The sequence below is a fragment of the Colwellia sp. Bg11-28 genome, assembly GCF_002836245.1.
Classification (GTDB): Bacteria; Pseudomonadota; Gammaproteobacteria; order Enterobacterales; family Alteromonadaceae; genus Colwellia; species Colwellia psychrerythraea_A.
The window spans coordinates 85,407-109,782 of the sequence record NZ_PJBA01000005.1; the positions used below are offsets into that span (position 1 = coordinate 85,407).

21 protein-coding genes are annotated in these 24,376 nt (G+C 38.3%); 13 read left to right on the plus strand and 8 right to left on the minus strand.

The genetic code is table 11. The annotated features are described in order from the left end of the window. The first annotated feature begins 146 nt into the window (after positions 1–146). The 4 genes from CXF79_RS05845 (at position 147) to glpG (ending at position 3,814) form a co-directional block, all read left to right on the plus strand. The gene (locus CXF79_RS05845) at positions 147–1,355 is read left to right on the plus strand and encodes a glycine C-acetyltransferase (RefSeq protein ID WP_101154312.1); all 1,209 of its coding nucleotides are present in this window, start codon (positions 147–149) and stop codon (positions 1,353–1,355) included. 31 nt (positions 1,356–1,386) lie between these two features. Continuing rightward, positions 1,387–2,412, plus strand: a complete 1,026-nt coding sequence (tdh, locus tag CXF79_RS05850; protein WP_011040996.1) for an L-threonine 3-dehydrogenase — start codon at positions 1,387–1,389, stop codon at positions 2,410–2,412. 157 nt (positions 2,413–2,569) lie between these two features. Next, positions 2,570–2,896 (plus strand): thiosulfate sulfurtransferase GlpE, encoded by a 327-nt coding sequence (gene glpE, locus CXF79_RS05855; protein ID WP_011040997.1) that lies wholly within the window; start codon positions 2,570–2,572, stop codon positions 2,894–2,896. A gap of 6 nt (positions 2,897–2,902) precedes the next feature. Continuing rightward, complete coding sequence (gene glpG / locus CXF79_RS05860; RefSeq protein WP_232769088.1) at positions 2,903–3,814, plus strand: rhomboid family intramembrane serine protease GlpG; 912 nt, start codon at positions 2,903–2,905, stop codon at positions 3,812–3,814. A 24-nt stretch (positions 3,815–3,838) separates the two neighbouring features. Here glpG and CXF79_RS05865 read toward each other — a convergent pair whose 3' ends face one another. Next, positions 3,839–4,228, minus strand: a complete 390-nt coding sequence (locus CXF79_RS05865) for a flagellar basal body-associated protein FliL (protein WP_011040999.1) — start codon at positions 4,226–4,228, stop codon at positions 3,839–3,841. Between the two features lie 185 nt (positions 4,229–4,413). Between CXF79_RS05865 and CXF79_RS05870 the strand changes: the two genes are divergently transcribed. Beyond that, positions 4,414–5,034 carry a chorismate--pyruvate lyase family protein gene (locus CXF79_RS05870; RefSeq protein WP_101154313.1) on the plus strand — a complete coding sequence of 207 codons (621 nt, stop codon included), beginning with the start codon at positions 4,414–4,416 and terminating at the stop codon, positions 5,032–5,034. Between the two features lie 37 nt (positions 5,035–5,071). Further along, positions 5,072–5,935 (plus strand): 4-hydroxybenzoate octaprenyltransferase, encoded by an 864-nt coding sequence (gene ubiA / locus CXF79_RS05875; RefSeq protein ID WP_101154314.1) that lies wholly within the window; start codon positions 5,072–5,074, stop codon positions 5,933–5,935. Positions 5,936–5,947: 12 nt separating this feature from the next. Here the strand turns inward: ubiA and CXF79_RS05880 are convergent, their stop codons facing one another. Both CXF79_RS05880 and CXF79_RS05885 read right to left on the minus strand, forming a co-directional pair. After that, on the minus strand, positions 5,948–7,759 hold the full coding sequence (locus CXF79_RS05880) for a putative bifunctional diguanylate cyclase/phosphodiesterase (RefSeq protein WP_101154315.1): 1,812 nt from the start codon (positions 7,757–7,759) through the stop codon (positions 5,948–5,950). A 13-nt stretch (positions 7,760–7,772) separates the two neighbouring features. After that, positions 7,773–8,912, minus strand: coding sequence for an FIST signal transduction protein (locus CXF79_RS05885; RefSeq protein WP_101154316.1), 1,140 nt, complete (start codon positions 8,910–8,912; stop codon positions 7,773–7,775). Between the two features lie 271 nt (positions 8,913–9,183). Between CXF79_RS05885 and CXF79_RS05890 the strand changes: the two genes are divergently transcribed. From CXF79_RS05890 to CXF79_RS05900, 3 genes are all read left to right on the plus strand, one after another. Beyond that, complete coding sequence (locus tag CXF79_RS05890; RefSeq protein ID WP_011041004.1) at positions 9,184–10,272, plus strand: TRAP transporter substrate-binding protein; 1,089 nt, start codon at positions 9,184–9,186, stop codon at positions 10,270–10,272. Between the two features lie 128 nt (positions 10,273–10,400). Next, positions 10,401–10,922, plus strand: coding sequence for a TRAP transporter small permease subunit (locus CXF79_RS05895; RefSeq protein ID WP_011041005.1), 522 nt, complete (start codon positions 10,401–10,403; stop codon positions 10,920–10,922). Beyond that, positions 10,922–12,202, plus strand: a complete 1,281-nt coding sequence (locus tag CXF79_RS05900; protein WP_011041006.1) for a TRAP transporter large permease — start codon at positions 10,922–10,924, stop codon at positions 12,200–12,202. The genes CXF79_RS05895 and CXF79_RS05900 overlap by 1 nt, the downstream gene beginning before the upstream one ends. 58 nt (positions 12,203–12,260) lie before the next feature. Here the strand turns inward: CXF79_RS05900 and CXF79_RS05905 are convergent, their stop codons facing one another. Further along, positions 12,261–13,037, minus strand: coding sequence for a hypothetical protein (locus CXF79_RS05905; protein ID WP_101154317.1), 777 nt, complete (start codon positions 13,035–13,037; stop codon positions 12,261–12,263). Between the two features lie 373 nt (positions 13,038–13,410). After that, on the minus strand, positions 13,411–15,846 hold the full coding sequence (plsB, locus tag CXF79_RS05910) for a glycerol-3-phosphate 1-O-acyltransferase PlsB (RefSeq protein WP_101154318.1): 2,436 nt from the start codon (positions 15,844–15,846) through the stop codon (positions 13,411–13,413). Between the two features lie 345 nt (positions 15,847–16,191). Between plsB and CXF79_RS05915 the strand changes: the two genes are divergently transcribed. Then, positions 16,192–16,665: an NYN domain-containing protein gene (locus CXF79_RS05915; RefSeq protein ID WP_011041009.1), complete on the plus strand. Its 474-nt coding sequence runs from the start codon at positions 16,192–16,194 to the stop codon at positions 16,663–16,665. Between the two features lie 41 nt (positions 16,666–16,706). Here CXF79_RS05915 and CXF79_RS05920 read toward each other — a convergent pair whose 3' ends face one another. The 3 genes from CXF79_RS05920 to CXF79_RS05930 form a co-directional block, all read right to left on the minus strand. Continuing rightward, the gene (locus CXF79_RS05920; RefSeq protein ID WP_011041010.1) at positions 16,707–17,459 is read right to left on the minus strand and encodes a TVP38/TMEM64 family protein; all 753 of its coding nucleotides are present in this window, start codon (positions 17,457–17,459) and stop codon (positions 16,707–16,709) included. Positions 17,460–17,618: 159 nt separating this feature from the next. Continuing rightward, a complete protein-coding gene (locus CXF79_RS05925; RefSeq protein ID WP_101154319.1) occupies positions 17,619–19,778 on the minus strand; it encodes a hypothetical protein in 2,160 nt (719 codons plus the stop codon). Positions 19,779–19,832: 54 nt separating this feature from the next. Then, positions 19,833–20,531: a single-stranded DNA-binding protein gene (locus CXF79_RS05930; protein WP_011041012.1), complete on the minus strand. Its 699-nt coding sequence runs from the start codon at positions 20,529–20,531 to the stop codon at positions 19,833–19,835. A gap of 311 nt (positions 20,532–20,842) precedes the next feature. Between CXF79_RS05930 and CXF79_RS05935 the strand changes: the two genes are divergently transcribed. From CXF79_RS05935 to CXF79_RS05945, 3 genes are all read left to right on the plus strand, one after another. After that, the gene (locus tag CXF79_RS05935; protein WP_420794791.1) at positions 20,843–21,625 is read left to right on the plus strand and encodes a class I SAM-dependent methyltransferase; all 783 of its coding nucleotides are present in this window, start codon (positions 20,843–20,845) and stop codon (positions 21,623–21,625) included. Positions 21,626–21,728: 103 nt separating this feature from the next. Next, complete coding sequence (locus tag CXF79_RS05940) at positions 21,729–23,681, plus strand: methyl-accepting chemotaxis protein (protein WP_101154320.1); 1,953 nt, start codon at positions 21,729–21,731, stop codon at positions 23,679–23,681. 119 nt (positions 23,682–23,800) lie between these two features. After that, positions 23,801–24,253 carry a peroxiredoxin gene (locus CXF79_RS05945; protein WP_442871893.1) on the plus strand — a complete coding sequence of 151 codons (453 nt, stop codon included), beginning with the start codon at positions 23,801–23,803 and terminating at the stop codon, positions 24,251–24,253. Positions 24,254–24,376 lie beyond the last annotated feature (123 nt).

Sequence of the window (24,376 nt, forward strand, 5' to 3'; positions counted from 1 at the left end):
ATAGCTACTAACTTTCATTTTGACAGCTTTATATGTCAATTTGACTATAAAAAAGGTCATATCACCAAGTAGTGTCACTTTTATTGCAGTGCGGTCTGAGTTGATAATATGACTATTGAAGAACACTAATTATTTAAGGAATTCACATGACTGGTTCTGTATCTACCAAAGGTTTTTACACGCATTTAACTGCACAAATAGAGCAAGTAAAAGAAGATGGCTTGTACAAAGCTGAGCGTATTATTACGACTGCTCAACAGCCACAAATAGCCGTTAATACTGGTGAAGAAGTGGTAAATTTTTGTGCCAACAATTACTTAGGTTTAGCAAATCATCCTGAACTAATTGCTGCGGCAAAAACTGGCTTAGATGAGCATGGTTTTGGTATGGCATCAGTACGTTTTATCTGTGGTACGCAAGATATTCATAAGACGTTAGAGCAGGGCATCAGTAAGTTTTTAGGCATGGAAGATACCATTTTGTACTCTTCTTGTTTTGATGCTAATGCTGGTTTATTTGAAACCTTATTAGGACCAGATGACGCTATTATTAGTGATGCACTAAATCATGCGTCTATTATTGATGGTGTACGTTTATGTAAAGCTAAACGTTTCCGTTATGCCAATAATGATATGGCTGCGTTAGAGCAAAGTTTAATTGAAGCTGATGCTGCTGGCGCACGTTTCAAGTTAATTGCTACTGATGGTGTTTTCTCAATGGACGGCGTTATCGCTAACTTAAAAGGTGTTTGTGATTTAGCTGATAAATACGATGCTATGGTAATGGTTGATGATTCTCATGCGGTAGGGTTTGTTGGTGAGCAAGGCCGTGGTAGCCATGAATACTGTGAAGTTATGGGCCGTGTAGACATTATCACTGGCACCTTAGGTAAAGCAATGGGCGGCGCTTCAGGTGGTTTTACCTCAGCGAAAAAAGAAGTGGTTGAATGGTTACGTCAACGTTCACGTCCTTACTTATTTTCAAATTCATTAGCACCAGCAATCGTTAATGCGTCTTTGAAAGTGCTTGAGTTATTAGCTCAAGGCGATGCTTTACGTAAAATCTTAAAAGATAATGCCGCTTATTTCCGTAACAGTATGGAAGCCGCAGGTTTTACTTGTGCGGGCGCAGATCACGCGATTGTGCCAGTAATGCTAGGTGACGCTAAAGTTGCTAGTGCTATGGCTGACCGTTTATTAGCGGAAGGTATTTATGTTATTGGTTTCTCTTTCCCTGTTGTACCTAAAGGTCAAGCACGTATACGTACACAAATTTCTGCGGCGCATACTAAAGCGCAGTTAGACCACGCAATTGCAGCCTTTATCCGTATTGGTAAAGAAATGGCTGTGATCTAACCGTTGAAAATTAATAAGACAGAGAGCGACAATGAAATCTTTAGCTAAATTAAAAGCAGAACCGGGCATTTGGTTAACGCGAACCGAAAAACCAAAACTAGGTCATAATGATCTGCTAATCAAAATTAAAAAAACGGCCATTTGTGGTACAGATATCCACATTTATAATTGGGATGAATGGGCACAAAAAACAGTGCCTACGCCTATGGTTGTTGGACATGAGTACGCAGGTGAAGTGGTTGGTATCGGCCAAGAAGTTAAAGGCTTTACTTTAGGTGACCGGGTTTCTGGTGAAGGCCATATTACTTGTGGTCATTGCCGTAATTGTCGTGGTGGCAGAACTCATTTATGTCGTAATACCGTTGGTGTTGGGGTCAATCGTGCGGGGTCATTTGCAGAGTATCTAGTGATACCTGCATACAATGCCTTTAAATTACCTGACGAAATTTCTGATGATTTAGCGTCAATTTTTGACCCCTTTGGTAATGCAGTTCATACCGCATTGTCATTTGATTTAGTGGGTGAGGATGTATTAATCACCGGTGCTGGCCCTATTGGTATTATGGCTGCAGCCGTTGCTAAACATGTAGGTGCTCGTCATGTCGTTATTACCGATATTAACGAATATCGTCTTGACCTTGCAAGAAAAATGGGCGCTACTCGTGCTGTTGATGTGAGTAAAGAAAGCTTAAAAGATGTCATGACAGATTTGGGCATGACCGAGGGTTTTGATGTTGGTATGGAAATGTCAGGTGTTCCAATGGCATTCACTAGCATGTTAGAAAGCATGAATAATGGTGGTAAAATTGCCATGCTGGGTATTCCTGGTAGCGATATGGCTATTGATTGGAGCCAAGTTATTTTTAAAGGGCTTACCATTAAAGGTATTTATGGTCGTGAAATGTTCGAAACTTGGTATAAGATGGCAAGTTTGATTCAATCTGGTTTAGATCTCACCCCGATTATTACCCATCACTACAATATCGATGACTTTCAGCAAGGCTTTGATATGATGCGTTCTGGTCAATCTGGCAAGGTCATTTTAGATTGGACTTAAATTCGTTATACTAGCGGTTGAGAAACGTGATCTATTGAGGCTATCTACTAACGTTATATACCCATGTAGATAGTAGTTGATAGATTACGTGTTCATTAAAGCCTGAAATATAACGAATTTACTGCCCGCAAGGCAGTAATCAAATGAGGAATACATAGTGTCAGAGAATAGTTTTAAGCATATGTCAGTAAGTGACTTACAAGAAGTGATGGCAAATAAATCACATGTTGTGGTAGATATTCGCGATGCTAATTCTTTTGCAAATGGTCGAATTGCAGAATCAATTCATTTAACTAATGAGTCATTACCTGATTTTTTACGTGAAGCCGATCTGGATGCACCCGTAGTTGTTTGTTGTTATCACGGAATTTCTAGCCAACAAGCGGCGGAATTTTTAATAAGCCAAGATTTTACCGAGGTCTACTCTCTTGACGGTGGCTTTACCCAATGGCAAACACAATTCCCTGACAATATAGAGCGATAATTACTGATGACAAGTGAGTCTGCTGAGAATATGGATACGCTACAGCCACTGGTTCAACTTAAAGATCATAATATTGCTTTATTATTCAGTAACTATTTACAATCTTTAGGTATTCAAGCACAACTCAAATCAAGCCAAGAAGACGGCCATGTAATTTTCTGCCCTGAAGATAAAATAGCACAAGCAAAAGTAGAGTTTGATGCGTTTATTTTAAAACCCTATGACGATAAATATCAGCAAGCGGCATGGGATAGAGGCGAAACAGTCACCTTAAATTCAGGTGATTTCAGCTTATTGAGCAGCTTTAAAGATAGCTTTATAGCTCATGCAGGCATTGTTACTTTACTGGTGTTTGCCCTTTGCTGGTTAGTTTTTATCTTCAGTGAATTGGGTTGGGCACAACAGATTTTTTATGCCTTACAGTTCTATCCACAACTATCTATTGAAGCTTTATTAGCAGATCCAGTACGTTTGATTGGCCCTGCATTTTTTCACTTCTCTTGGCTGCATATTGTCTTTAACACGATGTGGTGGTGGCAATTGGGAGGTAGTATTGAAAAAATATTAGGTAAATCAACACTCATTAACCTACTTTTACTCTCTGCTATTGTTTCCAACGTAGGGCAATATTTAGTGTCAGGTTCAAATTTTGGTGGTTTATCCGGTGTGGTATATGCGCTGGTTGGTTTTGTTTGGTGGTTTGGTTACTTAGCCCCAGACAGAGGTTTATTCCTTGCGAAACCATTAGTTGGGTTTTTACTGTTTTGGCTAGTACTGGGTTTTGCTGATTTACTGCCAGTCAATGTAGCCAATACCGCACATTTACTCGGCTTGCTCTCGGGATGTTTTCTTGCAGTGTTCACTGTAAAGGTGATTGGCGTAAATAGTAAAAATAACATTAAGAAAGACAGCAAATAACAGGTCTTTAATATCAGTTGCTTGTTAGTTATCTAACCACTGAGTAAAAAGTAGCTTTTTGATGAGAGGTTCGCCCGTTTCTTTGATTAATAGCTCTTTTACTTGCTCTTCACACGCTAACTGAATTTCCGCACGCCCTTTGATCGATTTTACTTTGGCTTCCGATTGCTGGCCAATGATATTAATAATGGCGTCACGTAATAAAGGCGAGTGATGCTCAACTATGGTTAAATTGTCGCCTTCAACCATCAATTCAACAGTTAAACGCACATAACCCATCTTCTTTTTTACTGCGACATAATTGGTGACAATATCAGGCTCAAAGCCAAAGTAAGCATAATCACTCGCTTTTGCTTGAGCAACACTTGCACTTAACGTAAGTAAAAGGGAAAAGAGAAATAGGTTTTTAAACATAAAAATAATAGTCGATAGGGGATGATTAAACTTATCCTTATCATAACCCGATTTAAAGCATTTGCTTGATTATTTTTTATAAAATTAAAATTTTTCTATTCGCCTGATTGAGATAAATGAGTTTACTGTTTAGGTCTGCTATTATAGCGACGATTTTACACCCTATTATTCTTTGAAGTAGTTTTATGAAGCAGCAAATAGTGAACTTTCCTATTACCTTTCCAATAACCTTGTCGGGCCAATGGCAGTCACCTAGTTCAGTGAGTTTCTCATCATTATCTACGCCACTTAAAGATTGGTTGCTTGATGAAGGCTCACTTACGGCTCGCTTAAAAAAACATTGTGATAACTTTCAAGTTAAAGTCATTGGAGAGCAACAACAGCCCTGCTCAGCTGCGGAGTCTTGTGATCTGATTAAAGTTGGTGAACCCGTTTTGGTGCGTGAAGTCATTTTATATTGTGATGATGTACCTCAAGTCTTTGCCAGAAGCTTATTACCCATAGCTAGCTTAACGGGTGAAGAACAAATTCTTGCTAATTTAGGGGAGCAACCACTTGGGCAGGTATTGTTTAATAACCCGTCATTGCAACGTTTACGGTTAGAGTTATCTCCTTTTGTAAATGATTCTAGTGTTGTAGCGTTAGCTGCTAAATTAACGGCTCAACACGCAAGTAATAGCCCACTCGTAAAAACATCAGTAATACCCAAACAAGAACTTTGGGGCCGTCGCTCTATATTCATGTTGGAGAATAAACCCTTGATGGTGGCTGAGGTTTTTTTACCTGATGCCTTTGCCTATCAATAATCAATGCAATAAATAAATACTTAAAAGAAACATATAAATGCTGAAAAGAATTCAACAAAAATGGTTAGCGATTAAGTTAATTACTCGTATGGATAAACCTATTGGTACTTACCTCTTGTTATGGCCAACGTATTGGGCGTTATGGATTGCGAGCGATGGTTGGCCTAACCTGCAACTATTGTTGGTTTTTAGTTTAGGTGTTTTCATCATGCGTAGTGCTGGTTGTGTAATAAATGATTACGCGGATAGAAAAATAGATGGTGAAGTTGAACGCACAAAAAACAGACCACTTGTTAATGGCATGATGACCTCTGGCGAAGCCATTAACTTGTTTGGCGTGTTAATTGGCATGGCATTTGGTTTGGTGCTAATGCTCAGCTGGTCCACTATTTACCTCTCTGTTGTTGCGGTATTACTAGCGGCAATTTACCCCTTTATGAAACGTCATACCCAACTGCCACAACTATTTTTAGGTGCTGCTTTTAGTTGGGGCATGATAATGGCATTCTCAGAAGCTCAAGGTGAAATACCTTTGGTGGCTTGGTTGCTGTTTACGGCTAACCTATGCTGGACCATTGCTTACGATACAATGTACGCCATGGTTGATAGAGATGACGATGTTAAAATTGGGGTGAAATCTACCGCTATTTTATTTGCTGAAAATGATAAGCGTGTTATCGGCTTTTTACAGTTGATGACTTTGGCCTTATTATGGACAGTCGGTGATATTTTAGCCTTTGGTTGGCCGTATCAACTATGCCTCATTGCGGCTGCAGGTTTGTTTAGCTATCAACAGTTATTGATTGTTAATAGAGAACGAGACGCTTGTTTTCAAGCCTTTTTGCATAATCACTGGGTTGGTTTAGTTGTCTTTGTTGGTATTGCAATTGAGTATCTATAACGTTCAATTACATTAGTTTAATAGTTTAGCAAACTCATCAAAGGGAAGGGGACCACTAAAATAGAAACCTTGGTAATGGAAACAACTAAGTTCTTTCAAACAGTTTAATTCTTCCTGTGTTTCAACACCTTCTGCCAGTATGTCCATATTCAGGGTTTTTCCTAAACTGATTATCATGCTGGCAATGGCTGCACTCTCACTACTTTGCGCTATGTTAGTCACAAAAGAACGATCTATTTTTAATACGCTCGCAGGAATGCGTTTTAAGTAGGTTAGAGAAGAATAACCCGTACCAAAATCATCAATAGCGCAATCAATAGCGTTTTCTTTTAATGAGGCAATTAACTTGATTGAATCTTCAATATTTTCTACCAGAAGATTTTCGGTTAACTCTAACGCTAACCGTTTAGCAGGGATATCATTCTGCTTCACAGCGTTCAGGACAATTTCTTGAAAATCATGCTGAATTAATTGCTTAGCGCTGATATTAATCGCTATTTTATTAAAACTTTCTGGTAGTGATAATTGTTCTAGTTTTTTGATGTCACGACAGGCTTGCTCTAAGACCCATTGACCAATAGCGAGAATGAGATCGCTTTCTTCTGCGATAGGGATATAGACCGCAGGTGACTCCTTACCATGAACAGGGTGTTGCCAGCGCAATAATGCTTCAGCGCCAATAATGTCACCATGATGGTTATATTGCGCCTGATAGTATAATTTAAAATCGCCTTGTTCTAACCCTTGCTTCATATCATCAACATAAGCTAAGCGTCTTTTTATTTTTTCAGACATGACTCTTTGATATTGCTTACCTTGCTGAGTTTTGGCTCGTTTGGCTTCGTACATAGCAATATCGGCAAATTTAATAAGATTATTGACGGTACTGCTTTGCAGAGGAAAAAGCGAATAGCCGATACTGCAAGTGAGTTTGTACGAATTAGTGTCGATAACAAAAGGTGCCGTAAGTAATTGATTAATTTGAGCTATGAGTAGGTTAATTGTTTCTTGGTAATCATCTTTGAGATTCTTTAATAGAATAGTAAATTGATCCCCGCCAAAGCGGCCAATATCTATATGTTCACTGCTTAATGAATGTAGCCTATGGGCTAACGTCAGTAATATTTTATCGCCGACAGTATGACCCATAGCATCATTTATTGGTTTGAAGCGGTTTAGATCGATAAAAAGAACACTACCAATTTTGTTGTTAATACGAGCATCTTCTATAGCATTGCCCAGTAGATGATTTATATGCTGGCGATTAAATAAATGGGTTAATCCATCGTGCTGTGCTTGGAAGGCAACCTTTTCTTCAATAAGTTGCCTAGAGAGAACTTCTTTAACGAGGGAGTCATGTACTATCGAGGTGTAACAACTCGTTGCTAGCTTTTGTAAAATTGGCTGTAGTGCTTTTTGCACTTCATCAGCTATAGCATAGTGAGTTTCAAAAGTGAGTAAGCCATAGTCTGGAATAATAAAGCCAAATAAATATTGTCCATTTTCACATTGAAAAGAAAGGGTTTTTTGGCTGCTATTAAGCTGACGTGCAAAGTTTGTAAGTATGGAGCTTTTCGACCATGATTGACCGCGCTTATTTTTTGGAATGCTTAAAAAATATTGATAACTCGTGCCTTTAAGTGGAAGCAACTTGCTAGGCATACCAGACTGGTCACAATAGACATAGATATGTGCACTTGTTAAATCGAGGCGGTTAAAACAGACTTTTAAAAAAATTTTCAACATGGCCTTTAAGTCAAGCTTATTGCCAATAGCCATGGCAAGCTCATGTTGTAGTGAAATAAGAAACAGTGCTTTATTCATACCTGCCTAGTTGCTACCAAGAGCTTATTACAATTGATTTGTTGAGAAGACGAATAGCACCACTTTGACTATTGGCTATTTCCCCTAATGAAAGTACCCCGAATAATGCACCTAAATGGCAATGTTCAGCGATGACATTGAGTTCCTTTTCAAACTCATCTTCCATAAATAAGGCCCTGCTAATGCAATCGAAGATCATAGTTGTTGTAATTGTTGTCTTGTTCAGTTTAGACAGTAGGGCGATCGCTGCTTTTTCTGTCGAGGCCACTAAGCTATCTATATTGCTTTCAAGTAAATACACCATTGAATTAATCGGGATATTGCCAAAACATTGTAAGTGATTATTTTTCGCTAAAATAGGATCCCGAACAATTATATTATTATTGATATCCTTAATACCTAATGGAAAATTCTTAGCAATATCAAAAAAGTCAGTATTATTGAAGGTGTATTCGGTGGCACTTTCAATCGTTTGGCAATAAACTTCATAAGCAGGTTGGTAATTTAAGCTTTGAACCGTTTGCCCTTGTGCTTCTGATACCAAAAAGGGCTCATCAAATGTCTCCCAACCATGCGCCACACTGGTGTTAAGTGTTCTTGGTAGTGCGACTAATAGAATAGCATCGCTATGAACACCTGAGTTGGTAAATATGCAATGGCGTTGGATAAAGTCTAAATTGCCGGCACCACCACCAGCGATATTGATCCCGTGGTCTAAATGCTCAAAAAGACAATCAATAAAACCTTCAATGTTGCTGATTAGCGCATCATAGAACATCAGAAAATCATCCTGACCACAGAAGTTATTCTTTTCTTTTAGTGTTGAGGTAATGAGTTCCTCTAAGCAACTTTCATTCGTGACCTGATTAAGTTGAGCGAACAGAGTTACATCAACGGCTTCTTTAAAGCCAATGATCAACGCGCCTTGTTTAATTAAGTCACCTTTTAGAGTCAGCATTGGGTAAATACCACCAAAGAGCTTTAGTGGGCACGCATGAAATAGAGCGTTGAGTTCTTCTTCAGGGTAATTGTTTTGGCTGCACGTAAGTACCAATAAGCTTTCAACGCCACTATTTTGGGCGAGACTTAAACCGCTTTTGAAATCACTTAAAGTATCGCTTAGTGTATGCCAAGTGAATAACTCAGTTGCCATCTTATTGTATCTCTTGGTTTTTTTATTATTATTGTTTTACTACCCTTGGCATAATGCCTAAGTTATTTATAGAAAACTAGTGTTAATTAGTGTAATTATCTCTAGGTGCTTGTTTATTCGTTAATAGTCGTTAGGCTAGACAATGGATGATGTAACTACTATATATTTAGTTACGTTGTTTAATCAAAGTACGGTACAAGCTTAAGTTCTAAGATAAAAAGACGTTCTCATATAAAAATAATTAATGACAATAAGTTAAAGGGAAGCACAGATGAAAAAATCAATTTTCGTAAAAGCTGCACTGGTCGTGTCGCTTGGATTATCCTCGCTGGGGCTTTCAGCTTTAGCCCATGCTGACGATGATAAAAAATATCGTTGGAAATTAGCTGAAACTTGGGGACCTAATTTTCCTATTTTTGGTGATGCCACTAAAAATATGGCCAAAATGGTAAAAGAAATGTCGAATGGTCGGTTGACCATACGCATTGATTCTTCGAATAAGCATAAATCTGCATTAGGTATTTTTGACTTTGTAAAAAGTGGCCAATATCAAATGGGTCATTCTGCGTCTTATTATTGGAAAGGTAAAAACTTCAACACCATGTTTTTTACTACCGTACCTTTTGGCATGATAGCCTCTGAACAACATGCTTGGTTCTACTACGGTGGTGGCATGGAGTTAATGAAAAAGGTTTATGATCAATATGGCATCATGTCATTCCCTGGTGGTAATACTGGTAACCAAATGGGCGGTTGGTTCAAAAAAGAAATTAATAGCGTTGAAGATCTGAAAGGTTTGAAAATGCGCATACCAGGTTTTGCTGGTGAAGTATTAGCAAAACTAGGTGCGAAGCCGACAAACATTCCATCAGGTGAGCTTTATACGGCATTGGAACGTAACACTATTGATGCATTAGAGTGGGTAGGTCCTTCTTTAGATTTACGTATGGGTTTTCATAAAATAGCGCCTTATTACTACACAGGTTGGCATGAGCCAGGTACTGAGTTGCAATTTATGGTCAATCAAAAAGCCTACAATTCCCTACCAAAAGATTTACAAAAAATATTAACGGTTGCTATGAAAGCTGCAGCTTATGATATGTATTCGCAATCGATGCACGCTAGTGGTGTGAACTTAGCATCACTGAAAAAAGATTACCCAAATGTGCAAATGCGCTCATTCCCTAAACCGGTAATGGAAGCGATTGTGCAAGCAAATGATGAGTTATTAGAAGAGTTTGCTGCTAAAGATCCGATGACGGCAGAAATTCTTAAGTCACTAAATGATTATAAGCACCAAATACGTGCTTGGACTAATTTATCAGATAGAGCTTATCTGGATAATTTTGATGGCAAGTAATTTTTGTTGTTAGGATAAAAATTGTCTAAATAACAAAATAAGTGGGTTAGTTTAACCCACTTATTTTTGTTACTAATTGGTGTATCTGCATTGCATTGCTAAAGTAGTATTACTAACTGAGAAATTAAATGGATAAAGTGTTAAAAATTTCAGGAAAAATTATCGATGTTCTAGGTAATTTTTGTAGTTTGCTTATGATTTTAATGATCATAAACGTTTTTTATGACGTGATCATGCGCTACTTTTTTAATGATGTCAGTATTGGTATGCAAGAGCTGGAATGGCACCTATTCGCTGCTATGTTTATGTTTGGTATTGCATACACCTTAAAAGAAGATGGTCATGTGCGAGTCGATATTTTTTATGAGACCATGACAGCGAAAAACCAAGCCTTAATCAATATTTTTGGCTCGTTGGTTTTAGCATTACCTATCACTATACTTACGCTTTATTACAGCTGGGACTATACCTTTGAAGCCTATCAAATGGGCGAGGGTAGTGGGGACCCTGGTGGGTTGCCACATCGTTGGATAGTACGAAGCGTTATTCCTCTTTCTTCACTATTTTTGATTCTAGCTATTTTCCATGTGGTGGTGACTCAGTTAAAAACTTTCACAGCACCTACTCAACCTGAAACAGGGGAGCAATAATGACAGGTATTGTACTTTTTGCTATTGCTCTAGTGTGTTTATTTCTTGGCTATTCGGTCGCATTCACCTTTGCAGGTGTTTCACTCATTGTTGGCGCTATTGTTTTAGGGGCGGACTTATTCGCGTTTATGCCTTATCGCATTATGAGCATTATGGAAAACACTATTTTAATGGCTGTGCCCATGTTTATTTTTATGGGGATAGTATTACAAAAAACAGGACTAGCGGAGCGGTTACTGGAGTCTGCGGCTAAACTCTTTGGCGGTATTGCCGGAGGCGTTGCAATTTCTACTATCATTGTTGGTGCTTTATTAGCGGCATCAACAGGAGTAGTTGGGGCGAGCGTTGTTGCTATGGGGGTTATTTCCTTACCCGTAATGTTGAAAAACAATTATCATCAACCTACGGCAACGGGTGTTATTTGCGCGTCTGGTACCTTAGGACAAATTATTCCGCCTTCGATTATCTTAATTATTTTAGGCGATGTTATGGGGGTGCCCGTTGGCGATTTATTCCGAGCGGCCATTCTGCCAGGAATGCTACTGGTTGTTACTTATGTCATTTATATTTTAATTTTAGGCAAATTTAAGCCTGAATTTGTACCACCGTTAGTTGTCACTGAAAACAAACGTGAACTACTAGTACAGGCACTTAAAGATATTGTACCGCCCTTAGTACTTATTTTAACTGTACTAGGTTCTATTTTTGCTGGTATAGCCACACCAACGGAATCTGCAGCCATTGGTGCAGTTGGTGCAGTTATCTTATCGATATTATATGGCAGCTTTTCATTCGGCAAAATGCATGAAATATCCAAAGAAACAGTAAAAGTTACCTCAATGGTTTTTGCGGTATTAATTGGCGCCACAGCATTTTCTATGGTGTTTAGTTATTCGGGCAGCGAGTATCTAATTGAAGAGTTTTTTATGGAGCTTCCTGGTGGCAAGTGGACATTTATTGCCTTGGCTATGCTCGCTATTTTGATACTAGGCTTCTTTATTGATTTCATTGAAATTGCTTTTTTAGTGGTACCCATTTTACTGCCTGTTGCCATAGCGTTAGATATTAATTTAGTGTGGTTTGCTATTTTAATTTCTATGAACTTACAAACGTCGTTTTTAACACCACCCTTTGGTTTTAGTTTATTTTATCTCAAAGGCGTGGCGCCGAAATACCTTAAAACTACCACGATATATAAAGGCGTGATCCCCTTTATTTTAATGCAAATAGCCGTGTTGCTCTTAGTGGTGTTTTTTCCGGAACACTTAATTATTACTTAGCTAAGACATCTACTATTACAATAATGTTTTATGCCGACACTGTGTCGGTATAAAACATTTATTTATTTGGCACTTTAAATTTAGCCTGTACCTTCTCCATATGCTCTCTAAAGCTTTTATCAAACTTACTTTCACCACAAGCAAAATATGCTGTTGTTGCATGCACAGGGCTACCTAATACTTGTTCACGATAAATGGTACAAGTGCCGTTGTCATTTTTGGTAATAGAGCCAACATGCGAGCTGCTAGTATTAAGTTTCTGTCGCTGTTCGACCGTAAGTGGCACTATAGTTTTTGGCACTGGAAAGGGCTCTCCATCCATCTCTGAAGTAGATCGCGGTTGAGTGAGTTCAGAAAACGCTTGTTCACGTTGTTGGTCATCTAGTTTTTGTCTTAAGCGTGATAAACGATCATAACTAGAAAAACTGCCCCTGCTTGCTCCTAAAACCTTATTTTTAGTTGTCACCGTTTCACTTTTAACCGCATTCGTAACCTGTGTAGAAGGTGTCTTCGTTACTGGCTTATTTACTGGTGTATTCGGAGGTGTTTTTACGGCTGTTTTTGATGGTTCAGTACGAACAGTTTTTTTAGGGGCAGCTTGTTTTTGCTCAACCTTTTGTGGCGTTTTTCTTTCCTCTACACTTTTTGGTGTAATAGCCGGCTCACTAACTGTTTTTTTAGGTGCCGAGTATAAAAAACTTTTGATTGAGGTGATCTTTGGTTTATCTTGTTTGATAATCTTAGGTTGTTGTGTCGCACCGTAGATTAAGGCAAGCAAGAGTAATAAATGCAGTAGTACCGATATAATAATGGCAGTGTAAGGTCCTTTTAACACAGTCTATTCAGTTCTTATAATTATAATGAATAATATTATAGACCAAAAAAAACACCACTGGTTCAATACACTGTGGTGCTTTTTGGGCAGTAAATGTAGTAATACCAATTTGATTAAATTTATTCCCTACTCAGAGCTACATTAGCGAGCTTAGAACAAGCAAAATTCCTTGAACATAGTTATTCTATATTTCATTAATTCTGTGATGTTATTAGTTTGCTAATGAGCTCCCAAAGGGCGAGTTTAAAAGGCTCACATGCTGCGTTATTGATTTTGACAATAGAATAACTATTCTCTTCAATCAATGCCTTACCTTTAAGCCTTTTAACTCTCGCTGAGTGGGAAATAACTTAATCAACTTGGTATAAAGCGTTTAACGAGCAATACTTTGTAATACTTCAATATCAACCAAGTTGATAACCGTTGCTTTGATCTCAGGCATGGTTGAACTAGCAATGAGTAAACCGTCGTCATCGAGGTCAATATAGCCTTGCTCACGAATAGTGGCAATTAAGGTAGATTGAGCACGTTTGTCGATAAATTCAGGTGCATTGATATTGTTTAATACCGATAAACGTTTAGCAATCGCCACAACCTTAGTTTCTAAATCACGTTTACTTAACGGTGCTAAACGACTTGTAAGTGAAGTAATTATCGCGAGGCGTTGTAAACTCTCATCGATGCACTCAGCCATAGCATGTACTTGACTAAGTAGCCCAACGTCATCGCTAAGTGACCAAAAACCAGCTTTAGTTTGCTTAGCTATTTCCATCTCTTTTAGTACCGTAAGAACCCGCAAGGTTTGCTGTTCAACGTGCGTGCTGTCTTGATAAAGGTATAAGTCTTCTTTGAGTAACGCAGTTACGTTCTGTACTTTTATGACTAATTCGTCTTGATTGATCTTGCTGTGCTTATCAAGCAAACGACAAACCAAGGCTGGTACTACGTAAGTATGCAAAATATTATTACGGTAATAACGCATCTCGGTATTAGCAGTTTCAGAGAGTGAAACCAAGCTGCCAAAACTATCTTCAGTAATCGTTACTTTATTAAGAGAAATAACGTGAGTGAGTAACTCTGCACCGGTTTCTTCTGGAATAGTAAGTTGTTCACTAAAAGGGGCTTGGCGCTGTATATTTAAGAAAAAATCAAGCTGTGTTTCTAATTCCAATTTTGACAGTGCTTTATTTTTGCTGGCATGTAAGATCAAGGCAATTAAAGCAACACCATTTAAAGCAGCACTCTTATTGATGTTCTCCATTACTTGGTCAGCAAGTACATTGACCGTAGGTGTCAACCAAGAAGGTTTCTGCGGGTCAATTGGGTCGATAGAGTCTTTCCAATCAGGCACTTGTTTATTTAAAAATTCGTTAATGTTCATTGGTTCACCAAAATTTACATAACCATTTCCATAGTTGCGTAAACTCTTAATGGCTTTTAATACACCAAACATCGACTCACCCTTTTTCTCGCTACCACTTAATTCTTTATGGTAAGTGCCCACTTCCATAACATGCTCATAACCTAAATAGACAGGTACTAAGGTCAGTGGTCTATCAATACCTCGTAGTAAGCTTTGAATGGTCATGGCTAACATGCCTGTTTTAGGTGCTAGTACTCTACCCGTTCGGCTACGGCCACCTTCAGTATAATATTTAACACCATAGCCACGTTCAAATAAAAGGCCTAAATATTCACGGAAAATAGTGGAATATAAACGGTTACCACCAAAACTACGGCGGATGAAAAATGCACCACCCTTTCTAAAAATGGTACCAGCAGGCCAGAAGTTTAAGTTAATACCCGCGGCAATCCTTGGCATGACTAGACCTTCTTGTAAAATGACATAAGAAAGTAATAAATAATCCATGTGGCTGCGATGACAAGGGACATAAATAATTTCATGGCCATCTTGAGCCAATTTACGCAATACTTTGGCGTTGCTTACCTTAATAGCGCTGTATAGGCGTTTCCATAACCAATGCAAAATGATTTCACCAAAACGTAACCATGAAACACTATAGTCACCAGCGATTTCATTCATCATGACTAACGCTTTTTTCTTAATCTCAGCTTCAGAAACTTTTTTGTTTTTTGCTTCATCGCTAATAATACGTTTGACTGATGGGTTAGCAAATAACGCGGTGAACATTTGCTTACGATGCATTAACCTAGGGCCTTTAGCAGCAATGGTTTGACGATGGAAATGGAAGCGAGCTACACGCAAAAACTTATGAGCAGCGGCTTCATCACTACCATGGTTATCAGAGATATTACGTAAAGAAAAAGCTTCGCTAAATCGGACTAAGGTATCACGACCTAAAAATAGCACGATGAAGAATTTTCGTAACCAATTAGGTGATTCTTGATCGGCTAGCAAAGTACCTATATTGAGGTTTTTTCGTTCTTTAGTCGGCGTTCTTCCCCAAATTAAATTGGCTGGAATTAATTTTGCATCGATATTTTCATCAATAACATGTTGATTTAATAACGCTAAACCTTGTGCTGTTGCCGTTGTCTTACTGCTTTTACGCCATGAGCAAAGAGGTGTCGATTTTGCCAAGCATAAAGTGCGATTAAAGCTTTCGCCGTTTATTGTTACTTTGCCAAGGGGATCCGGAAGATTTTGTTTTTTACAGGCACTTTGCAACGCTAAAAGGTCGGATGCCGATTGATGACGAACAATGTAAAAAATGGGTTGGTTTGGCTGATCTGTAATATTTTGACTGTCCGTGATAATTTTACAACGAACCAGTAACTTAAGAGGAAATTTTAATAATAAGTAGAAAAAAGAACGTAAGGCCAACATGTTGTATCGCTCGGTTTAGTCATTAACAGCTATAAAAATTGGATTTTAACATCATTAGTCAAAATTGTCTTGGTTTGTGGAGAATAGCAACCCGCATCAGAAAGTGTTTATTTTTCTTGGTCTAATGTTGCTCATACCTCTCTAAGTGTGCACTTCTTTATACCGCGTTATTGATTTCGACAAGGACGCTGCATGGATGCAGCTTATTAGAGAATGCAGGAGCATATTCTCCTGAATGACCATTCTCTTAAATCAAAGCCTTGCCTAAATACGTTTTTAATTCCAGCTGAATCCTGTATCTTCAAATTACTTGGGTATAAATGCCTTCAATTTCAGGAGTTCATATTGAAAAAAATTGCCGTGTTTGTCGATGTACAGAATATTTATTACACCACCCGAGATACCTATGCGAAACAATTCAACTACCGCTTATTATGGCAAGAATTAATGGCACAAGGCGAGATTACTATCGCTAATGCTTATGCTATTCAACGTAGTGATGATCAACAGCACAAATTCCAAAAAGCGCTTAAACATATTGGTTTTGACGTTAAGCTAAAACCTTATATTCAACGCAGTGACGGTTCGGCTAAAGGCGATTGGGATGTCGGTATTACTATCGATATTATGGAAGCTGCAGCTGAGGTAGATACTGTGATTTTACTCTCAGGAGATGGCGACTTTGATTTGTTACTACGAAAAGTACGCGAAAAATATGGTGTATCTACTGAAGTTTACAGTGTGGAGAAGTTAACCGCAAAATCGCTAGTTGAAGCAGCGGATATTCATCATAAAATTGAACACAGCCTTCTGTTGTAGGCTAAGTAATTGAAGCACTAAATCATGTCAGAGTATCTTTTTTAGTTTTTAGTTTTTGCTTTATGCTTTTTCACGAGATAAGTCGTTAATATAAGGGCAATAACAAATAATGTTGCGCTAGCAATTAATTCATTTTGTGCCCCTAAACGTATACCGCTGCCGGCAAGTGAGAATATAACCATTTGCGGGATAAAGCCGACAAAAGAGCCACTAACATAAGCGGGCATTGATACCTTGCTAACGCCTGCAATAATATTGGTTATAAAATTACTGCCTAAAGGTAATATACGAATCACAATTGCTTTCAAAAAGGTTTGCTCACCAAGAAACGCCGATAATTGAGCAAGTTTACTGGGATATTTACGTGTAATGCAGTCGCTTAACAAATAACGAGCGACACTAAAAGTGATGAAGCAACCGAGTGTAGCTGCCAAAGTGGCAACAATGATGCCGATGAAAGCACCTAAGTTAATGCCCGCAACTAATGCAGCAATTTGTCTGGGTAAACCAACACTGGTTGCCAACGATAAAAAAACAAACAGTAACCCTGCATTGAAAAACGTTGAACTGCCGCCTTGTTGCCAGTTTAGTTTGTCAACTAAGTTTATTGTCCAGTCAGTTAAACTGAAATCATTTTCTGTTGTGGTCGATACTGCGCTTACCTGCGGCGAAAATGCGGGCGTATGTATCAGCCATTGATATAAACCGGTCGCGAGAATCATTATGATGATGAGGCTCGCCAGTATTTTAGTGGTCGATAAACGGGCGGAAAATAAGAGAAACTTGGAAAGCATGGTTATACTAATTAAATTAATGGTTCAACTTCAGTACAACATAAGTAATGAGAGTTAATTGTTAAGAGCAAGGCGCTTGATTGGTATTATAGCGAATGGCTCAATGACTTACTCTGATTATTAGCTTTGATTTTTTCAGCTCACTTTCAAGATAAAAACTTATTTAAAATGATATAACTTGGCTTTCGCTTGCTCAAATTCATCAATAGTTAAAAACCCCTGTTGTTGCAGTTTAACTAACTTTTCTAAGGCGTTAACCAAGTCGGTTTCTACTCTGGCTAACTCTATTGCGGTAGCATCATGTTTATCAACTAAAGTGATTTCATCATTACTTTTTTCTGAGATAGTTACTTCCGCCACTTTTTCAGGTTCTATATCATCTACAACTGAATGAAGACGAGTTGCAGGACGGATAATCGATGCTTGAGTGTGTAGCGGAGTATCATCATGAGTCTTATGCTCAGTGCGCGCTATATCAGCAGTGAATTTTGGTTTGAAAGAACGTGTACCTGTTTGCTCACTATTGATATTCTTGGCAATGAGCCAGCACCAATCAATGGCCTCATCAACCACGGTAAAGTAACCTTTTTTGGTTATTCTATCGCTGCCTTTGCGTAAATATAAACAAATGATGTGTCTCTTTTTTGATTCGGTATGAAGCGCTAAGTTAATACGACGAACTTTGCCGTCGGTCATTTTTGCAATTTGCTCAATATGGAATATATCGCGTAATGCCTGTTCATGTTCTTCGTCAAAGCCGTGTCCCATGGTGGTATTAATGGTCGCAATAACCAAATCTCCAAGTAATACTTGGCACTGATTAATATCAGCTAATGCTATTACCTTTTCTGCTTTCTTCTCATGACGTTTAAATAGTTTTATTGATAATTTATCTTCAGTTAGAACTAGGTTAGAAAACTCTCTACGAACGAAGGCCTTAGCCGATTTCTGTTGAGTCTTCATCTGATACAAAATATAGCCGAGAAGCAAAAGTAGCATGAGAATAAACAAGAAAGTCAGGCCACTGAATCCACTTTGTTGACTTTCTTTTACGGCTAAACTTATGTCTTGTTGGAATAATTGGTATATAGCACCAGTATCTTCATTGAAAAACAGCAGTTCTCCGCGATTATCACGGTAGAGAGTTAAGTGATTTGCTTGCAAGGCTTGTTGTTTCAAAAGCCACTCTATTGTGGGAGCGGAAAGTGCTTTTTGCTGATTACTGGATTGATTGTTCTCAAGTGCTATCTCGGGTGAAATTTCATGGGATAATGAGTTGAGTTGCCATTCTTTTTTATTTTTAGTTAACAATAATAGTTTGTTGCGCAAGGTTGGTGCATTTTGACCTCGGTATACTAATAAACTATTGGCAGCTAACGTATTTTGATTTTGATATAAAAAATTTCTAGGTGCTTGTTTGCGCCAATCTTCCCCACCATCACTATAAGATATCCAATGTCTTACTATGCCATTAACGCTGTATTGATGTGATATCAGCAATTTAGTGGCATACCTATCTGGCCAAATAAATTGATTTATATTGCCTGCACCGAATAAATACAGTGCCTTTTCAAATTTTTCATTCGCGTAATATGGGTTGTCGTGAGGTACGCTATAACTTTTGATACCTTTTCGTTGTGGATGAATGCGTAAGATGGCACCTGAATAAAGTGGATGTTGCTGTAGTTCTAAGTTGTGTGACAGTGAAATATAAAGCTGAGCAAAGTCCTCATGCCATGATTTACTGTAAGAATTAAAGTTTAATTGCCTAATGCCGCTTTCTAAAGTGGGAACGGCTATTCTTAAAACTTCACGTTGGCTTGATTCATCGACTTGCTTGGTTACATTTAATTGCCATTCGGTCACGATGGCATCATAAGAAAGTGGTGTGGTAACAGCAGGATCTTTTAGACGCTTTCTTTTTCTGTTGTTAATAACTTTTTCAACATGGGCAGTATAGAAAGTGCCATAACCTGCTTGATCACGTAATGAGAAGTTAGGATGTAAGGTAAAAGCGGTTAGTTGAAGCGCGGACTCTTTAGTCGAAAAATGCTGTAAATCTAATAATAAAGTCGTGTTATCAGGACTATCTTGTTCCAACTGATAAATTTTACCTCGCTTATTTGCAAGGTAATAGAACTGACTGTTTCCTGGCTGTTCCAGTAGTAATAACCACTGGTCATCCGCTGTTTCTAATTGCGGGGCTTGCGCTATTTTTTGTAATAAATATTGCTTTTCTTTACTGGCACCATTAGCACCACTGACGAAAAACAGACAGAGGGAAAAAATAAAAAAGGTCGCGCGCTTTGCGATAAGCATTAAATTGAGTCATCCATAGTTCAGTATTTTGTTAACGAATTTTTATCTTTTTCTTTAAGTGCCTTTAAATAAATGCACATTTTTTACTTCAATAAATTGATCTTTGCTAACGCCGCTGGTGTAACTTAATTTACCTTCTAACATCAGTTCATCACCAATATCACCATGTTCTGCTAGATATTGTGCTTGTTTTCCCCAAACATGAATGGCGCGTTCTACTGAAATTGTCTGCCACGCTTGTTTATCGGTATTATAGATATGCTGGTTAATGACAATATTTGCTTGGGTAATATTCTTATTTTGTTCGGTTAACATCAGTTTTGGCTTTGACGTTAATTGAGCACTACAATGAATTTGGTTGATTGCTTGTGTATAACCTTTTTCAAATTTTTGTACAAAGTTTGCGTGTACAATACCTAAGTGATTAGTGCTTTTATCTGTCGATTTTGGCTTAATATTACTTAAATATCCATGCAGTAAAATTATGTCACCTTTATTGGCATTTAGTAATGCCAATTCGACCAACTCACCTTCTACTTTTACATGATGGTAGCTAGTCCACTCTTTATACTTATTAGTTATTTTATCTAGCCATTTACTGGATGTAGCTAACACAATTTCAGTCACTGCGGTTGCAGGATTAGCACGATAACGAATATCAGGAGTTGCGACTAAATTACCTAATAAGGTCACGGCACAAAGCTGTGGGTTTGGGCTTTTTGGGTGTTTATTTACAGCATCCGATAATGACAAAAGCTTTCCTGCGATATTAAAGTAAACCAATTATTCAGTCACTTATTATCTATTTGTGTGAATAAAGAGCAAGTTGTTTTATTTTAATATAAATTCAGTGGCATTGTTAATAGGCGGCGAGGAAAAATTGATGATAAATTGCATTAAAAGCTACTTAAGAAGCAATTAACTAGCCATTTGTGTGGTTAGTGAAAGACAAAGCTTTATAATGAAGACAATATTGTAGAATTAAACTAAAAAAACTTGTCTGTCTTAGACAAAGATATAGGAAACTAATGAGCCCGATTATTGCCAGCGAACACTTAAGCAACATCGCCCTTGGTTACGTAGATAGTGTTGATAGTGAATACGCTAAACGCCTTGCCAAAAAATGGCAGTTTAACTACTTAGGTCATGTTGCCGCTGCCAGTAAACAGCCAAAACTTGAATTTATGTTACAAATGCATCATCACGCCTTAGAGCTTTGCAAGTTAGATGAACCTAAACTGGGTGCTATCAAGGTAGACTTCGTTGAAGGTGCAGTCGCACATCGACGTAAATTTGGTGGCGGTCGAGGTCAAGATATTGCCAAAGCCGTTGGCTTAAAACATGGCTTTAAACCACATGTTTTAGATGCTACCGCAGGACTTGGCAGAGACGCATTTGTATTAGCAAGCCTTGGCTGTAAGCTCACATTATTAGAGCGCATGCCTGTGGTAGCTGCACTGTTAGATGATGGGATTGAGCGTGCAAAACTAAATCATGAAGTTGCCGATATTGCCAATAACATGCAATTAATTCACGGTTCATCGCTAGAGGAAGTCGACTTAGCTATTGAACCCGATGTTGTGTATTTAGACCCTATGTATCCGCACCGTGAAAAATCAGCTGCGGTTAAAAAAGAAATGCGAATATTCCAATCGCTGGTAGGTGAAGACCTTGATGCAGATGATTTACTTGAACCTGCATTAGCGTTAGCAAAATACCGTGTTGTGGTAAAACGTCCAAGTTATGCGCCGCCACTGGCAAATAAAAAACCATCGATGAGCATCAATATGAAAAAAAATCGCTTTGATGTTTATGTTAAACAGGCAATCCCAAAACCTATTACTTAGCATAGTCATTTAAAACCTTACATAAATACGTCACAATTATGTAACCTTACTGTCATAAAGATGAGTGATTATTGCCTTTATTTACTTCAAAGGCATTCATGCTATGCGCGTTTCTAGCTTTTCTCGTTTGTCTGTAACGGCAATCAGTATTTTTACCGCTATTTTTATGGCAACCATGTATCACGTGGGTGAGTCGTTAAGTGAAAGTAGGGCACAATATAAGGGCTATCAAGCACTTATTTCCTTAACAACGGTTGAGTTTAATCGAACTATTGTTGAGTATTTACAAACTGGTGATGCGGCTTTGCTAAACAAGGCGCAAAAACAACTTACGGGTATTGTTAAAAAAACGTATAGCTTAAATATCGATAAACTCTCTAAGCAAATAGACTCGCAAGCACAGGCACTCGCCAATAATATTGATACCAAATTTCGCGCCATGGGTAAACTCAGTGGTGACCCTTTAGTGCTGTTACGTAACGGCGAACAAGAAATGATCGCGCTTAATAATGATTTATCAAACCATGTACAAAATACTCAAGTACTGTCAGTAAAAGAGCAGTTTAACTACCTCGTGACAATACAGACCATAGGGAAGTTACTTGCCGATTTAGTCAGTGCTAGAGAAGCTATTTTTACCCAGGCACAGCCAAATATTCAATCGGTAAATCCTCTTTTAAAAGAGTTAAAAGGCCTAGGTAGTTTTTTGTCACTGCAAAAAGCGTTAGCTATTTATGAAGAGAGTGATGACGACTTGTTTGATGACAGTGAAAATTTACTCGGTGATGATGAGGAAAAGCAAGATCTAAGCCTTGAAGCTATTAATGAATTACAGTCATTATTTAATCGTTATCAACGAGAATTAGAAAATACTTTAGCTCAGCAGCAACAACGAAAAATGGGTTTTGCGCTGTTGGCTAAACAAGTGGGCAATATTGAAAAAGCCATCATGCAAGGTGAAGCAGAAATTTCACAACAGCAAGAAAAAATAAATGAGCAGCTTTATATTATTGTCATCGGACTACTTATCTTTTTGGTGGTATTTTTATTAGCAAATTACTGGTTGCAGCGCAGTGTTATTCTGCAACCGTTACGTAACTTACGTGATAGCTTTGTACAATTGGTGGAGCAGGGCAAAGTAGACAACATTACTAATATTGATAACAGAACAGAATTTGGTGAAATATCTACTAGTTTCAATCACATGGTTAATAAGCTAGCGCAAGATGATAAAGACAAAGCACAGCAATTGGACTTAGTCGCCAAAGCCTTAACCACCATGGAAAGCCAAGTCAAAAGCATTTATCAGTCATCGCATACCACCAGCGAGCATGTTCAAGGAGCGAGAAAAATTATGGAGGCCTTAGGTGAGGCAACCGAAACAGTGAATACCCTATCAGGGCAAGTCGTTAACAATGCTCAGGCAACCAAACAAGCAATGGAAGTAAGTCAGCATCATGTGTCACAAGTGCTGGCAGCAAGCGAATCTACTAATTTGGCAGCAAAGGAAAGCAAAGGTGCCATTACTTCACTATTTCATTCGGTTGAATCGGTTACCTCTATCGTTGATGTGATTAGCGCTATTGCGGATCAAACTAATTTGTTGGCGCTTAATGCTGCCATTGAAGCGGCAAGGGCAGGTGAACATGGCCGCGGCTTCTCTGTCGTTGCCGATGAAGTCCGCCAACTTGCGGGTAAAACGCAGCAATCGCTCAAACAAATTTCAGCACGCTTAACTCAATTACAAAGTGCGAGTAATTCTATTGAAGGTATTATTAACGACATAGAAAAAGCATCGAATAATCAACGTATTATTGCTGATGAATTGCAAGAAACCGCGTTAGCGGTAACAGGGCAGGCGCAAGTTTCTGCAACGGTTGCTCAAGATACTCTGGAGCAAATCACCTTGCAACGCACACACTTTATCGCCTTTGAGCAAGCCATGGCCAATGTCGATAAAGAAGTCAGCGACTCGCAGCAATTATCGAATGTGATTTCTGTTGATGTCAGTAATCAGGTAAATGATATCGGTCTTACACTTAAAAAAGCGTCTTAATAAGTCCAAGTTTGTTAAGCTAGGTCTAATTAATTTTTACCTGCGTAAATCACTCAACGATTTATACAAATTTCTCACAAACTCACAGAGGTGTTTTCATGATCGAATTGAACCAACTAATGCCAGTAGGCGATCTGCAAGAATTAAAAAACGGTGAGATGACCACGCATAATACCGCGGAACTTTTTGCGGCTAAAAAGGTAGTATTATTTGCTGTTCCTGGTGCTTTCACACCAACGTGCTCTGCGGCACACTTACCTGGATATGTAGTTTCGGCAGATGAATTAAAAGCTAAAGGTGTAGACGCGATAATTTGTTTATCAGTAAACGACGCTTTTGTTATGAATGCTTGGGGAGAGTCGCAAAACGCTGAAAATATTATGATGTTAGCCGATGGTGATGGTAGCTATACCAAAGCATTAGGTTTAAGTATGGACACGGCCACTTTTGGTGGTGTGCGCTCTCAACGTTACGCCATGATTATAGATAATGGTGAAGTCATTAGCTTGCATGTAGAGGAGCCTAAATCGTTTGAAGTCAGTAAAGCTGAAGTTATTCTCGATCAGCTTTAACTTCTAAAGAACGGTTAACGTATTAAAATCGTTCATTAAAGCTGATACTAAAAGCAATCAGTTTAAGAACACGAATAAGAATAATGCACCTTATTAACCACTTGGTTAATAAGGTTTTTTTAT

Coding starts and splice junctions, on each gene's coding strand:
- CXF79_RS05845 (WP_101154312.1), top strand. CDS start 147: ATGACTGGTTCTGTATCTACCAAAGGTTTTTACACGCATTTAACTGCA.
- tdh (WP_011040996.1), top strand. CDS start 1,387: ATGAAATCTTTAGCTAAATTAAAAGCAGAACCGGGCATTTGGTTAACG.
- glpG (WP_232769088.1), top strand. CDS start 2,903: ATGACAAGTGAGTCTGCTGAGAATATGGATACGCTACAGCCACTGGTT.
- CXF79_RS05865 (WP_011040999.1), bottom strand. CDS start 4,228: ATGTTTAAAAACCTATTTCTCTTTTCCCTTTTACTTACGTTAAGTGCA.
- CXF79_RS05870 (WP_101154313.1), top strand. CDS start 4,414: ATGAAGCAGCAAATAGTGAACTTTCCTATTACCTTTCCAATAACCTTG.
- ubiA (WP_101154314.1), top strand. CDS start 5,072: ATGCTGAAAAGAATTCAACAAAAATGGTTAGCGATTAAGTTAATTACT.
- CXF79_RS05880 (WP_101154315.1), bottom strand. CDS start 7,759: ATGAATAAAGCACTGTTTCTTATTTCACTACAACATGAGCTTGCCATG.
- CXF79_RS05885 (WP_101154316.1), bottom strand. CDS start 8,912: ATGGCAACTGAGTTATTCACTTGGCATACACTAAGCGATACTTTAAGT.
- CXF79_RS05890 (WP_011041004.1), top strand. CDS start 9,184: ATGAAAAAATCAATTTTCGTAAAAGCTGCACTGGTCGTGTCGCTTGGA.
- CXF79_RS05895 (WP_011041005.1), top strand. CDS start 10,401: ATGGATAAAGTGTTAAAAATTTCAGGAAAAATTATCGATGTTCTAGGT.
- CXF79_RS05900 (WP_011041006.1), top strand. CDS start 10,922: ATGACAGGTATTGTACTTTTTGCTATTGCTCTAGTGTGTTTATTTCTT.
- plsB (WP_101154318.1), bottom strand. CDS start 15,846: ATGTTGGCCTTACGTTCTTTTTTCTACTTATTATTAAAATTTCCTCTT.
- CXF79_RS05920 (WP_011041010.1), bottom strand. CDS start 17,459: ATGCTTTCCAAGTTTCTCTTATTTTCCGCCCGTTTATCGACCACTAAA.
- CXF79_RS05925 (WP_101154319.1), bottom strand. CDS start 19,778: ATGCTTATCGCAAAGCGCGCGACCTTTTTTATTTTTTCCCTCTGTCTG.
- CXF79_RS05940 (WP_101154320.1), top strand. CDS start 21,729: ATGCGCGTTTCTAGCTTTTCTCGTTTGTCTGTAACGGCAATCAGTATT.
- CXF79_RS05945 (WP_442871893.1), top strand. CDS start 23,801: ATGCCAGTAGGCGATCTGCAAGAATTAAAAAACGGTGAGATGACCACG.